The sequence below is a fragment of the Corynebacterium sp. ACRPZ genome, assembly GCF_022346205.1.
GTDB lineage: Bacteria > Actinomycetota > Actinomycetes > Mycobacteriales > Mycobacteriaceae > Corynebacterium > Corynebacterium lehmanniae.
Genome location: NZ_JAKRMR010000014.1, coordinates 46,281 through 59,871 on the forward strand (window position 1 = coordinate 46,281; position 13,591 = coordinate 59,871).

At 68.8% G+C, this 13,591-nt stretch carries 11 protein-coding genes and 1 other RNA gene; 4 read left to right on the forward strand and 8 right to left on the reverse strand.

Annotation, left to right across the window (positions count from 1 at the left end; genetic code table 11):
• Positions 1–7: 7 nt before the first annotated feature.
• Together MHX64_RS09975 and MHX64_RS09980 are read right to left on the reverse strand one after the other, a co-directional pair.
• Positions 8–3,025, reverse strand: coding sequence for a bifunctional [glutamine synthetase] adenylyltransferase/[glutamine synthetase]-adenylyl-L-tyrosine phosphorylase (locus MHX64_RS09975; RefSeq protein WP_239357007.1), 3,018 nt, complete (start codon positions 3,023–3,025; stop codon positions 8–10).
• On the reverse strand, positions 3,022–4,356 hold the full coding sequence (locus MHX64_RS09980) for a glutamine synthetase family protein (RefSeq protein WP_239357008.1): 1,335 nt from the start codon (positions 4,354–4,356) through the stop codon (positions 3,022–3,024). The genes MHX64_RS09975 and MHX64_RS09980 overlap by 4 nt, the downstream gene beginning before the upstream one ends.
• Positions 4,357–4,439: 83 nt before the next feature.
• On the opposite strand from MHX64_RS09980, the gene MHX64_RS09985 reads away from it, so the two are divergent.
• Entirely contained in the window at positions 4,440–6,014 is a 1,575-nt protein-coding gene (locus tag MHX64_RS09985; protein WP_239357009.1) for a CYTH and CHAD domain-containing protein, read from the forward strand.
• Between the two features lie 12 nt (positions 6,015–6,026).
• Here MHX64_RS09985 and MHX64_RS09990 read toward each other — a convergent pair whose 3' ends face one another.
• Positions 6,027–6,233 (reverse strand): hypothetical protein, encoded by a 207-nt coding sequence (locus MHX64_RS09990; protein WP_181888791.1) that lies wholly within the window; start codon positions 6,231–6,233, stop codon positions 6,027–6,029.
• Between the two features lie 84 nt (positions 6,234–6,317).
• Between MHX64_RS09990 and MHX64_RS09995 the strand changes: the two genes are divergently transcribed.
• A complete protein-coding gene (locus MHX64_RS09995) occupies positions 6,318–7,478 on the forward strand; it encodes a galactokinase family protein (protein ID WP_239357010.1) in 1,161 nt (386 codons plus the stop codon).
• A 13-nt stretch (positions 7,479–7,491) separates the two neighbouring features.
• On the opposite strand, the gene MHX64_RS10000 is transcribed toward MHX64_RS09995, so the two are convergent.
• From MHX64_RS10000 to MHX64_RS10020, 5 genes are all read right to left on the reverse strand, one after another.
• Positions 7,492–8,877, reverse strand: coding sequence for an RNB domain-containing ribonuclease (locus MHX64_RS10000; RefSeq protein ID WP_239357011.1), 1,386 nt, complete (start codon positions 8,875–8,877; stop codon positions 7,492–7,494).
• 26 nt (positions 8,878–8,903) lie between these two features.
• Positions 8,904–9,296, reverse strand: an RNA gene (gene rnpB / locus MHX64_RS10005) — RNase P RNA component class A.
• Between the two features lie 193 nt (positions 9,297–9,489).
• The gene (locus MHX64_RS10010; protein ID WP_239357012.1) at positions 9,490–10,632 is read right to left on the reverse strand and encodes a bifunctional RNase H/acid phosphatase; all 1,143 of its coding nucleotides are present in this window, start codon (positions 10,630–10,632) and stop codon (positions 9,490–9,492) included.
• A gap of 3 nt (positions 10,633–10,635) precedes the next feature.
• Entirely contained in the window at positions 10,636–11,316 is a 681-nt protein-coding gene (locus MHX64_RS10015; protein ID WP_239357013.1) for a zinc ribbon domain-containing protein, read from the reverse strand.
• A 9-nt stretch (positions 11,317–11,325) separates the two neighbouring features.
• Entirely contained in the window at positions 11,326–12,459 is a 1,134-nt protein-coding gene (locus MHX64_RS10020) for a Nif3-like dinuclear metal center hexameric protein (protein WP_239357014.1), read from the reverse strand.
• A 36-nt stretch (positions 12,460–12,495) separates the two neighbouring features.
• Here MHX64_RS10020 and MHX64_RS10025 point away from each other — a divergent pair, with 36 nt between their 5' ends.
• Both MHX64_RS10025 and MHX64_RS10030 read left to right on the forward strand, forming a co-directional pair.
• Complete coding sequence (locus tag MHX64_RS10025; protein ID WP_239357016.1) at positions 12,496–13,125, forward strand: HAD-IA family hydrolase; 630 nt, start codon at positions 12,496–12,498, stop codon at positions 13,123–13,125.
• A complete protein-coding gene (locus tag MHX64_RS10030; protein WP_239357019.1) occupies positions 13,115–13,591 on the forward strand; it encodes a low molecular weight protein-tyrosine-phosphatase in 477 nt (158 codons plus the stop codon). Before MHX64_RS10025 ends, MHX64_RS10030 begins: the two co-directional genes overlap by 11 nt.

Here is a 13,591-nt window from a genome sequence, read left to right on the forward strand (position 1 = left end):
CCCCGCCCTAATCGAACTCGTGCGACGGCACCTCTCCCCAGAACACCTCCTCGACCACCTTGTGGGCGTGGCGGGTGATGCGCAGGTAGTCCTCTAAGAACTCCTGCTGGTCGTCGGGGTCGTAGCCGGCAGAGCCCGCGACCTGAGCGAGCTGCGGGCCCGGCGCGGGAAGTTGGTCCGTGCGCTTGCCGGTGACCAGCACGATGGCGTTGCGGGCGCGGGTGGCCGTGAGCCACGCGGTGCGCAGTATCTCGGCGTGCGAGCCGCGGATGACGGACGGGTCGTCGAGCTCGGCGAGGAAGTCCAGCGCGTCCAGGGTGGAGGGGGTGCGCAGCTCCTCGTGGGTGTGGGCGTGCTGCATGGTCAGAAGCTGCACGGTCCACTCGACGTCGGCGAGCGCACCGCGGCCGAGCTTGGTGTGGGTGGCGCGGTCGGCACCGCGCGGCAGACGCTCGTTGTCGACGCGGGCTTTGATGCGGCGGATTTCGCGGATGTCGGAAGGCTTGGCGCCGCCGGCCGGGTAGCGGAAATCGTCGACGGCCTCCAAAAACGCGTCGCCCACGCCACGGTCGCCGGCGACGACGGCGGCGCGCAGCAGCGCCTGGCGCTCCCAGACCTCGCCCCACTCGCGGTAGTAGCGCTCGTAGCTGGCGATGGTGCGCACCACCGGGCCGGAGCGGCCCTCGGGGCGCAGGCCCAGATCCACCTCGAGGGGCGGGTCGCCGGAGGGTTTGGACAAGCGGGTGCGCATCTGGTCGACGATTTTCGCCGCCCACGCGATCGCGTCGCTTCCTCCGTCGGACCCCTCGCTCGGCTCGGCGACGATCATCACGTCGGCGTCGGAGCCGTAGCCGAGTTCGGCGCCGCCGAGGCGGCCCATGCCGATGACGGCGATGCGGGCGGGAGGCTCGTCGTAAGGCGAGGATGCGAGATCGGCGTACACCTCGGCGCGAAGTGCGGCCTCAAGCACGGCCTCCCACACGTAGGTCAGCTCGAGGCAGACCTGGCGCGGCTCCATGAAGCCGAGCAGGTCGGCGGACGCGATGCGGGCGAGCTCCGCGCGGCGCAGGGAGCGCGCCACGGCGACGGCCTTGTCGGGGTCCGTCTGGTGGCGCTTGGCGGAGGCAAGGATGGCTTTGTGGACTTGGTCGGGGGCGGCGTCGAGGAGCCGGGGCCCGTTGGAGCCGTCGCCGAGCAGTTTGACCACATCGGGCGCGGAAATGATGAGGTCGGAGGCGTACGGCGAGGTTCCCAGGATGTGCATGAGGCGTTGCGACGCCACGCCCTCGTCGCGCAGCATGCGGAGGAACCAGCTGCGGTCCACGGCGGCGTCCGAAAGCTTGCGGTAGTTCAAAAGCCCCTGGCCGGGGTCGGCGGTGTCGGCGAGCCAGTGCATCAGCGACGGCAGCAGGATCGCCTGCAGCTTGGCCTTGCGCGAGGTGCCCTTGACCAGCGCGGAAAGGTGGTCAAAGGCGCGCGCCGGGTGGCGGTAGCCGAGCGCGGCGAGCTGGGCTTTCACCGCGTCCGCGGAGAGGGTGGCCTCGCCGACGGACATGTCGGCCACCGCGCCGAGCAGCGGGCGGTAGAACAGCCGCTCGTGCAGGTCGGAGACGTCGCGGCGCACGCGTTTGAGCTCGCGGTACATCGCGTCCGGGGCGGTGCCGCGGTGGTTCGCGGTGAACCCGGCGGCGCGGGCGAGCCAGCGGTTGCGCTTCTCGTCGTCCGGCTCGGGCAGCTGGTGGGTGCGTTTGAAGCGCTGCAGCTGCAGCCGGTGCTCCAACAGGCGCAAAAACTCGTAGGCCTCGGTGAGCACGCGCGCGTCCTCGCGGCCCACGTAACCCGCCGCGGCCAGCGCAGACAGGGCGTCGAGGGTGTTGCGGGCGCGCAGGGTGTCGTCGATGCGCCCGTGCACGAGCTGCAGAAGCTGCACGGCGAACTCGACGTCGCGCAGCCCGCCGGGCCCGAGTTTCAGCTCGCGGCGGCGCACCTCCGCGGGCACGTTCTCCAGCACGCGCCGACGCATGGCCTGGACGTCCTCGACGAAGGAATCGCGCTGGGAGGCCTCCCACACCAGCGGCGCGATCGCCTCGGAGTACGCCCGCCCCAAGTCCATGGAACCGGTCTGCGGCCGCGCCTTCAACAGCGCCTGGAACTCCCAGGTCTCGGCCCATTTCCGGTAATAGGCCTGGTGCGACTCCAGCGTGCGCACAAGCGCGCCCGAGGTACCTTCCGGGCGCAGGTTCGCGTCCACGTCGAAGAAGCACGCGGAGCCGATGCGCATCATCTCCGCGGCCACGCGCGTGATCTTCGGCGAGGCGGGCTCGGCCACGAACACCACGTCCACATCCGAGATGTAGTTCAGCTCGCCGGCGCCGCACTTGCCCATGGCGATCACGGCGAGCTCGGCGTCCGCTTCCTCGTCGCCGTAGACGTCACGCACCGCCACCGCGAGCGCGGCCGTGAGCGCGGCGTCCGCGAGCCACGTCAGCCGCTCCGTCGTGTAGCTGTAGCTCATGGATTCGCCCTCGCCGTAGCCCTTGACCGCGGCGAATGTGCCGGCGAGGTCGGCGGCGGCGATGCGCATCACCAGGTCGCGGTGGGTGGCGCGGAGCTTTTGCTTAGCCGCGCCAACGTCGCCCTCCCCCGCCTTATACAACCCCGGCCCGTCAGCGTCGACCCCCACGGCGGCGAGCATGGTGCGGTAGAGCTCGGCCTCATCGGGCAGGTCCTCGAGCAGGAGCCGCCACTGCTGCGGGTGCGCGATCAGGTGGTCCGACAGCGCGGTGGAGCCGCCCAGCAGGGCGAAAAACCGGGTGCGGAACACCGGAAAGTCGCGCAGCGCGGCAAGCAAATCCGCCCAGCCGTCACCAAGTGCGTCGAAGAGCCGGTGGGCGTTGTTGAGCGCCAGGTCCGGGTCGCTGGCGCCGGCGAGGGTGTAGAGCGAAGCTTCGTCATGAAGCGAAAGCTCCTCGATGTCCTCGGCGGCGCGCGGGCTGGTCAGCCCCAGCTTGGCGGGTGAAATCACAGGTCGATCCCCGTATCGATCTCCCAGGGCGTGATCTGGGCCGTGTAGTCGTGCCACTCGGCCCACTTCGCGCGCAAGAAGAACTCGAAAACCTGCTCGCCTAAGACCTCGGCCATGAACTCGGAGCGCTCCATCTGGCGCAACGCCTGGTCCAGCGAGTTGGGCAGGTCCCGGTAGCCCATCGCGCGGCGCTCGCGGCGGGTCAGGGCAAAGACGTCGTCGCGGGCGGGCTCGTCCAGCTCGTAGCCCTCCTCGATGCCCTTCAGGCCTGCGGCGAGGATCGCGGAAAACGCCAGGTAGGGATTGCACGCCGAGTCGAGCGAGCGCACCTCCGCCCGGCGCGAATCCGCCTTGTGCAGGCGGTAGGTGGGCACGCGCACCATGGCGGAGCGGTTGGAAATACCCCAGGTGGCGGCGGTGGGCGCCTCGGAGCCGAACTGCAGGCGCTTATACGAGTTCACCCACTGGTTGGTCACCGCGGAGATCTCGCCCGCGTGCTCGATGATGCCGGCGATGAACTGGCGGCCAGTTTTGGACAGGCTGATTTCGTCGTCCGGGTCGTGGAAGGCGTTGGTGTCACCCTCGAACAGGGAGAAGTGGGTGTGCATCGCCGAGCCCTCGAGGTCGGCGAACGGCTTGGGCATGAACGTGGCGTGCACGCCGTTCATTTCGGCGACCGTCTTCACGATGTAGCGGAACGTGACAATGTTGTCGGCCATGGTCAGCGCGTCGGTGTGGCGCAGGTCGATCTCCTGCTGGCCCGGCGAGCCCTCGTGGTGGGAAAACTCGGTGACAATGCCCATGTACTCCAAGGCGGAGACGGCCATGCGGCGCAGCTTCGGCGCCTCGTTGCGCTTGGCCTGGTCGAAGTAGCCGCCCTTGTCCGCAGGTGTCGGCGGCTGGTCACCTTCGCCGGGTTTGACCACATAGAACTCGATCTCGGGGCTGGCCACAAACTCGAAGCCCATGTCGCGGGCGTTAGTGATCTGGCGGCGCAGCACCTGGCGCGGGTCGGCGAAAAGCGGGTCGCCGTCGGGCATGGTGATGTCGCAGAACATCCGCGCAGTCTGCAGGCCCGCCTCCTCGTCGAAGGGCAGCGGCTGGTACGTCGACGGGTCGGGGCGCAGCAGTGTGTCGGACTCGGAGACGCGGCTAAACCCCTCGATGGAGGAGCCGTCGAAGCCCACGCCCTCCTCGAAGGCGCTTTCCAGCTCCGCGGGCGACATCATCACGGTTTTCAGCGAGCCGAAGATGTCGGTGAACCAGAGGCGGATAAAGGCGATGTCCTGCTGCTCCACCATTCGCAGCACGTTGTCGGTTTGGGCGCTCATGCTGCTCAACTGTAGCGGGCCTTTGGGCGTCGATAGGCAGGCTAAGCTTGGGGGCAACAAACCATTGAAGGAGGACAACGATCATGGCTGCACAAGCACCCGAGCAGTTCCTCGAGGTGGAAATCAAACTCGCCGTGGACGAGGACACCGGCATGCCGGACCTGACGCAACTGCCCGGCGTGGAGGAAATCGCCAGCATGCGCGAGCACAACCTCTCCGCCGTGTACTACGACACCAAGGATCTGCGCCTGACGCGTTCCAAGATCACGCTGCGCCGCCGCACCGGCGGCGCAGATGACGGCTGGCACCTCAAGCTGCCCAAGGAGGGCGGGCGCAACGAGGTGCGGATGCCTCTCGACGATCCATCGGCCGTGCCCGAGGAACTTCTGGCCCAGGTGCGGTCGATCGTGCGCACCGAGGAGCTGGCGCCGGTGGCGCAGGTGGACAACCGTCGGGTTGAAATTTTGCTTTCCGGCGCCGAAGGCGCTGTCGCGGAGTTTTGCGACGACCACGTCACCGCCTGGTCGCTGCTTCCCGGTGGCGAGCGCACCAACTGGCGCGAGTGGGAGCTCGAGCTGGCCGAGGCGCTCGCCGGCACCGAGGCGGGCGAGACGCTGATTAACCAGGGCACGAGCTTTTTGATCTCGGCGGGCGCGCGCAAGTCGTCCTCTCCGTCGAAGCTGGCCACCGCGCTGGGCGATTCGGTGAAGACCGCTCCCCTGCCGCCGCACATGCAGGCGGAGCTTGAGGCGGACTCCCCGGCGGCGGCAGTGGTGGATTCCCTGCGCAAGCAGCGCGACGCCATCGTCGCCTGGGAGCCGCGCGTGCGCGCCGACGAGTACGACTCGGTGCACCAGCTGCGCGTGGCCACCCGCGAGATGCGCTCCCTGCTGGAGACGTTCGAGGGCATCCTCGAGGGCGAGCAGCTCGGCGCGCTTGAAGACGAGCTCAAGCACGCCGCTGGCGTGTTGGGCGTGGCCCGCGACGCCGAGGTTGTCGAAGAGCGCTTCCTGGAGCTGTTGGATTCGGACGAGTCCGGGCTCGTGGACGACGCCGCCCGCGCACACATCGCCGGCGACATGCGCCGCGACTACAACGAGGCCCACGCCGAGATCGTGGCCATGCTCGACTCGCAGCGGTTCATGGATCTGCTGGACGCGATTGACGGGTTGTTGGCTGAGCCGCCCGTCGCAAAGCAAGAGGCTTCTGAAGAACCCCCGGCAGAGTCGAAGGAGGTCCTCTACGACCACTTGAAGCGCGGCTACAAGAAACTGAAGAAGCGCCACGACAAGGTGGACGAGCACTACCACGACACCGACCTGCCGCTGCACGAGCGCGAAGACTACGTCCACGACGTGCGCAAAGCTGCGAAGAAACTGCGCTACTCCGCTAACGCCGCGGCCGATGCGGGGTTGAAGGCGGGGCGTTTGGCCAAGGCCTGCAAGGCGCTGCAGTCCAAGCTGGGCGATTTCCAGGACGCCGTGACCTCGCGCGACCGCATCCAGCGGCTTGCCGAGGAGGCCCGCGAACGCGGCGAGGACACCTTCGCCTACGGCATGCTCTACCAGCGCGAACTCGACCGCGGGGAGCAGGCCTTGAGCGGCTACGACGAGGCCGTGCGCGAGGTGCGCAAGGCGTTTAAGAAGATCAAGCCGTAAGGCTTATCCGGGCTACTTCTCCCAGGACGGGGCCTCGCCCCAGTTGTCGTCCGCCTCGTCCTGGTTGTCGGCGCTCTTATTGCGCTGCGCGGCGATCTGCAGCGCGGACTCGGCCTCCTCGCGGGTGGCGTAGGGGCCCATGCGGTTATCCCAGGCGGCTTCCTTGCCCTGGGTGACCTCGCCGGTGGACGGGTTGTAGTAGAACTGCTCGTCTGCCATTGTTTCGTTCCTTTCGTGGTTTGTTTACCCGTCCGACTGTACCGGGGCGGTTGGTAGTGTGGTGGCGGTTAAAAGGAGCGTGACATGGCATTGTTTGAAACCCCCTCCAAGTCCCCTGTGGAGCGCGTTAGCGCAGCGTCTGGGCGTGTCGCATCCGCGCCGGGCACGTGGGTGCTCATCGGTGAAAACGTCGACCACTTCGGCGGCGTGACCCTGGCCGGCACCGCGTCGCTGCGCGCGGCCGCGGCGGTGCACCCGCGTTCGGACGGCGTGATCTCTGTTGCGGCCAACGGCCCGCTCGGCCAGGAGTTTAAGGCGCAATTGCCTTACGACGACCAACCCGCCGACGGCCTCGCCCGCCGCTGGTGGGGGCTGGTGCACACGCTGGTGCAGCGCCAGGTGCTCTCCCGCGACACCGCTGGCGTGGACATCACCGTGGAATCCGACGTGCCGGTCGGCGCAGGTTTGGGCGCGCTGTACGCCGCCGACGCCGCGATCGCGCTGGCGCTGGCCGGCGAGCACGACGACGTGGACACCGCCCCGTTCCGTGCCCGGCTCGCGGAGATCTGCTCGCACGCCGTGGCCACCTACTCGTCGCAGCCGGTGCTGCGCGCCCGCCACTCGGTGGCGCTGCGCGGGGCCGAGGGGGTGTCGGTGGTGGACTACGCCGACGGCTCGTTAACCCAGGCGCCGCACCCGTCGCGCCACGGCGTGCGCGTGTTCTCCGTGTCGAAGGAGCTCGGCGCGCCGTTTACGCAGTCCCGCGACGCGATCGCCGAGCGCCGCGCGTTCATCGACGCCGCCTGCTCCAACTTCGGCGTCTCCTCGCTGCGCCAGCTTCCCGACGCCCCCGGCCGCGCCGTCCAATGGGTCGAGGCACGCCGCACCGCAGGTGACTCGAATGCGCCGGAGCCGGAGGCCGCACGACGCTGGGTGCAGTTCTGCGAATCGGAGACGCTGCGCTCCCTCGCCGCGGCGAAGGCCCTGCGCTCGCGCCGCGCCAATGAGCTGTTCACCCTGCTCAACTCGCCGTCCGAGTCCCACGGCCTGGCCTCCCCGGACGCTCTCGTCGCCCTGGCCCGCGAGCGCGGCGCCGTCGCCGCCCGGCCCGCCGCCATCGGCACCTCCGACGCGGTGATCGCGTTCGTGCCTGTGCAGGAGGCGGACGCGTTCGCGTCCACGATGGCGCGCGAGTTCGAGGTGGTGGAGGTCGCCGCCGGCGAACCCGCCCGCCTCGAGGGGTAGGCGCGGGCCTCCCCTAGTCCGCGGGCCAGGCGAAGCCGACCTCACGCGCCGCCGGGTCGGCCCGCACGAGGGAGAACTTCGTCTCCGCGCCTTCCTCGGGCGCACCCGCGGACGGCGCGAGCACCGGCGGGTCCACGATGAACACGCGCGCCGCGTCCTCCCCGCTCTTGAGCGTCACGCCGTCGAAGTTGTGGCCCACCCACGGCTCGAGCACCGTCGCCTCCGTCAGGTGCAGGCACGCCTTCTCCACCGTGTTGGCAAGCTGGGAGGACCGCCCCATCGTCTTGATCACGCGCGGGGCGTCGCGCTCGACCCACTCCGGCACGTCCTCACCTGCACAAATGGCGAGGCAGACTTCGGTGGCGTAGCGGTCGATCAGCCGCCGCAAGGGCGCGGTGACGTGCGAGTAGAACCCGCCGATGCCGGCGTGCACCTCCGCCTGCTTCTCGGACAGGTCCACGTAGCCGGACCCGCGCAGCAGTTTCTGCGCCTCGCGCATCACCGCCATCCCGCGCGGGGTGTCGGCATCCACGCCGGCCAAAAACTCGCCGATGTCTCCCGCCACTTCGTAGCCCAGGTTGCGTGCTTCTCGACGGAACTCCGCCTCGCCGTCCTCATCCGCCGGACCCAACGTGCGCAGGAAGCCCACCCCGGCGTCGACCATCATCCGTCCCGCGACCATGCCGGTGAGCAGCGAGATCTCGGAGTTGTAGTCCATGATCGGGTGGCGCGGCTCGATGACCAGCTCGAACGTGCCGCCGTCGCCGACGACGCGCACCGACGGCAGGCGCAGGTTGATCGCGTGCCTGCGCAGCGAGGACTGCTGCCGCAACTGCCCGACTTGCTCCAACAGCGCAATCGACGGGTGCACCGACCCTGCCTGCATCTCCTCGTGCACGCCCTCGTAGTCCAGCCGCGCCACGGAGCGCACCAGCGCGCGCTCGACGTGCGCGGAGTCGACCTCGCCGCGCTCGTCCAGCTCGAACGTCCACAGCACGGCGGGCCGGTCCACGTCGGGAAGCAGCGAAGCAGAGCCCTCCGACAGCTCCTCCGGGTGCAGGCGCGCGGGTTCGTCGGGCAGGTAGATCGTCTGGCCGCGCTCCAGCGACTCCGCCGCCACTGCAGAATCGGGGTCCACGAACGCCGCCACGTCCGCGATGGCGTAGCGCACCACGTAGCCTCCGCCGTCGCGCGCCTCGATGTGCACTGCCTGGTCCAGGTCCTTCGACCCGACGGGATCGATGGTGACCAGCGGCACAGAGCGGGCGTCGATACGCAACTGCGAAAAGCGGTCCCGAAGCTGCGAGGCTTCGGTGTGCAGCTCAGGCGCGAACGTTGTGCGCACGTCGAATTCGCGCGCGATCGAGCGGAAGTTCAGGGGCGCGGCGTAGAGCTTCATAAGCAGCCATCGTGCCACGAAAAGGGCGAATGAGTCGGCCTATGAGCCGGATTCTGTTCCCCTTGCGGGGCGGCGACCATCCATCTGGACCACCCATCGCTGGGCGCCTCAAGCAGCTACCTTCGGACTGGGCGGGCAGCCTACATCCGACGACCTCCGCCTTGCGACGGGGGCTCTTGCCTTGCTCCCGGTGGGGTTTACCTGGCCACCTGCGTCACCGCAGATGCCGGTGCGCTCTTACCGCACCCTTTCACCCTGACCTCGTCGCCGAGGCGGTCTACTTTCTGTTGCACTTTCCCGCGGATCGCTCCGGGTTGCTGTTAGCAACCACCGTGCCCTGTGGAGTCCGGACTTTCCTCGACCCGCGCCTGTTCCATGGCTGGAGTGGTTCGCGGTGCCGCGGCCGCCCGGCCGGCTCATTCGCGAGGTACAGCATACGCTTTCCGCCGGTCCGAACGGAACTGCCGGGCATCGTTCGAGGATGCTTACCCCAGGATGCTTATCCCTCGAGAGCGTTGCCGAGTAATTCTCGCGGCTACTCGAGGAGTAAGCGTTTAGGAGTAAGCATCCTCCCCCGGTAAGCATCCTGGGGTAAGCATCTAGCGCCGAAACCTACCCGCGGTGGTGCGCGACGTCGTTGACGCAGCGCACCACGCCGAAGTCGCCGTAGTAGTCCACGACGCTGATGCTGGCCAGGTCGAGGAAAAGGTGCTTGAACAGCTCCGGCCCGGCGCCGAGGGCCTGGCGGACGAACGACTTCACCGGCGTCATGTGCGTGACCACCAGCACGTTCTGTCCCTCGTAACGTTCCTGCAACTTGGCCCGCGTGCGCGAAACCCGGCGGTGCAGCGCGGTCAGCGACTCGCCAGACGGCGGCGCGTTGTTCGGCGAGGACTGCCACTCGTCGAACGCCGCCGAGTCCCGCGCGACGGCCTCGTCGCGGGTGAGCCCCTCGAAGTCGCCGAAGTCGATCTCGCGCAGCCCCTCCTCCACAACCACGTCGAGCCCGAGCGCCCCGGCGGCGATGCGGGCGGTGCCCTGCGCGCGGGCCTGCGGCGAGGCGACGATGGCGTCGATGCGTCCGAACCCCCGCAGCGCGTCGGCGGCCCGGCGCGCCTGGTCGCGGCCGGTGTCGGTCAGCTCGGGCTCGGCGGCGCCGGAAAAGCGCTGCTCGGCGGAGTGCTGGGTCTGCCCGTGCCGCAGCAGGATGAACCGGGTGCGCGGCGCGTCGGCGCCTGCCCAGTGCGCGGGGCTCGCGGTCTGGTGCGTTTGCTTCTCCGCGTCCTCCGGTTCCCCACGTGTCTCCCCCACCCACACGCCAGTGCCTTTGACGATGCCGGGTTCGTCGCCGCGGGCGGCGGCGTCCATGGCCACGTTGGACAGCTCGTCGGCCTTCTTGTTCTTCGCGCGCGGGACCCAGGTGTAAGTGACCTTGTCAAAGCTGGAGGCCAAATCGCGGGCCTCCCGCGCCAGCTTCTGCATATCGGGGTGCTTGATTTTCCAGCGACCGGTCATTTGCTCGACAACCAGCTTGGAGTCCATGAACACGTCCACCACCGTCGCCCCGACCTCACGGCAGGCCTCCAGGCCGCGGATCAGGCCGTAGTATTCGGCGACGTTGTTGGAGGATTTCTTGCCCACCACGTAGGCGATCTCGCCAAGGGTTTCCCCGGAAGCGTCGTAGACCACGGAGCCGGAACCGGCGACGCCCGGGTTGCCGCGGGAGCCGCCGTCGCAGTACATCGAAACCTGCATCGACTACTCCACCGGAGAGACCCGCACCAAGAGCGTGCCGCAGTTCGGGCAGGTGGGCAGCCCGTCGTCCGGCTCGGCGAGCACCTCGGCGCGCTCCGCCGGCGGCAGCTGGATGAAGCAGCCGCCGCAGGCGCGGCCGTTGAATTTGGCGGCGCTGATGTCGTCGTAGGCGCGGAGCACGTCGTCAGGCAGCTGCGCCCGAAGCGCATCGGTGTCCACGATCTCTTCCTCGGGTAGGGCGTCCACGGCGCGCTGGGCGGCCTCGACCTTCCGGTTGGCCTCGTCGACGCGGGCAGCGTGCACGTCGCGGTTGTTGCGCAGCGCCGCGATCTCGTTGTGCGCCTCCTTCAGCTCGGAGAGCAGATCGGCGATGCGCGACTTCGCGGCGTAGCGGTCGTGCTCGAGATCCTTGCGGCGCTCCGGGTCGGTCTCGGCGGACAGCTGGCGCTTGTCGTCCAGCTCGCGCTTCTTCAGCTTCCGCTCGTCCTCCTGGATGCGCAGGATTTCCAGCTCCATGTCGTCGACTGCGAGTTGGGCTGCGGCGGAGGCGTCGGTCAGGCGCTTGCGCTCGTCGATAAGCTTCTGCAACTCCTGCTCCTCGGGGCGCACGCGCGGCTGGGAAGACGCGGCGTCTGCCTGCGCGAGCTGCAGGAGGACGGGCTGCAGGTCTTTGGAAAGGTGCATCGTTTCTCCTTACTCGGGGTGCGCGGAGATGGTCCACGGATCCGTGCGGATGTGCAGGATCTCGGTGTCCACGCTCAACGGAGCCACGATACTCTCCGCCTGCTGGGTCCAGGGAAACTCGCTGGCCCAGTGGGCGGTGTCGATCACGGCCGGGCCGCCCGCGCGCAGGTGCTCGTCCACGGGGTGGTGGCGCAGGTCGGAGGTAACGTAGACGTCCACGCCGAGCTTGGCCACATCAGCGAGGAAGCTGTCGCCGGAGCCGGAGGAGACCGCGACCTTCTGCACGATCTGGTCCGGGTCGCCGGCGGCGCGCACGCCCCACGCGGTCTCCGGCAGCGCGTTGGCCACCTGCTGGGTGAACTCGCGCAGCGTCATCGGTTCGGGCAGCTCGCCGATGCGTCCCAGGCCGGTCGCTTTCTCTAGGTCCTGGGTGTCGGCCATCTGCACCACGTCGAACGCGGGTTCTTCATAGGGGTGCGATTCGCGCAGCTTCTCGACGATCCTCCGGCGGTCCCCCGCCCTGGCCACAAACTCGATGCGGATCTCGTCGCCCGTGTAGTGCGTGCCCACGGCCCCGTCGGTGGGGTTCGCGCCCTCGACGGGGGTGAACTCACCAGTGCCTTCGACGGAGAAGGCGCACTCGCGGTAGTCGCCGATCGCGCCGGCGCCGACGCTGAAAAGCGCGCGCTTCAGGTCCGCGGCGGCGGCTGGCGGGACGTGCACGCCCCAGCGGTCGGTGGCGTCTAGGAGCACCGGCTTGATCGGGCGGCCGGGCGTGATGCCGACCAGCTCCGCGAGCTTGTCCGAGACACCGGGGCGGGCTGAATCCGCGTTGGTGTGCGCGGCGAACAACGCGCAGCCGCCGGCGAGCAGCGTGTGGATGACCTCGCCCTTCGGCGTATTCGCGGCCACGGAGTGCACGCCGCGAAGCAGCAGCGGGTGGTGCACGACCAGCAGCTGGGCGCCCGCGGCGACGGCGCGCTCGGCCACCTCCTGGGTGCAGTCCAGCGCGAACGCCACCTTGGTCACCTTCGCATCCGGGTCGCCGCAGATCAGGCCCACCTGGTCCCAGCTCTCGGCAAGCGCGGGCGGGTAGGCCGCCTCGAGCGCGTCAACAACTGTCTGCACTGTTACGTCTGTCATGGCAGCCAGCCTACAAATTTGGAACAGTGGGATGGCGTGACCACTTTGCTTTTCGACGTCGACGGCACGCTTATCGATTCCTTCCCCGGCATCCGCCACGGCTTCCTAGTCGGGCTTGAGGCCGTGGGGTGGGAGGTGCCCGACGAGGACTTCATCCGCCGCATCCCGGGCCCGCCGATGCCGGAGACGATGCGCTCGCTCGGCATGACTGCCGCGCAGGTAAATCAGGCCATGGGCGCCTACTCCGACTACATGTCCGGCGAGGGCTGGCAGCGCTTCGAGGTCTACCCCGGCATGGATGCGCTGGTGCAGCGGTTGGCTGGGGAGGGCTACCGCGTGTGCACGGCGACGTCGAAAAGCGAACGCTTCGCCCGCGCCGCCCTTGAACGCGCGGGACTGTTGGAGCACATCGACTTCCTGGGCGCGGCGTCGAACGACGGGGTGCGCGCGAAGAAGGTCGACGTGATCCGGCACGTGCTGGACCACGTGGCGCCCGAGCGGCCGCTGATGGTCGGCGACCGGCTGCACGACTTCGAGGGCGCGAAAACGTTCGGCATCCCGAGCGTGGCCATGACCTGGGGCTACGGTGCTGCCGAGGAGTGGGAGTTGGCGGACTACGTGGCGCGCGACGCCGCAGAACTAGAAAGGATCATCCGTGAGTTCTAAATTGCACATCGACTTCGTGTGCACCGGCAACATCTGCCGCTCCCCGATGGCGGAGGTGATCGTGCGCGACAAGCTGGCAGAGGCCGGTTTGGGGCATACGGTGACGGTGACGTCGTCAGGCATTGGCGGCTGGCACGTCGGGCAGAAAGCCGACGAGCGGGCGCGCGCCGAGCTTGCCGCCCACGGCTACGACGGCGAGGCGCACCGCGCGCAACAATTCGGCTACGAGCAGGAGCAGGCCGACCTGATCGTCGCGCTGGACACGAACCACGTCTCCGAGCTGGTCGCACGCGGCGTGGACGAGGACAAGGTGCGCCTCATCCGTTCGTTCGACCCCGCTGCCGAGGAAGGCGCCGGCGTGGCCGACCCCTACTACGGCGGGCCCCAGGGCTTCACCGTCGTGCGCGAGCAGATCGAGTCCGCAGCTGACGGCATTATTGCTTGGGTGCGCGAGCGACTAGACTGA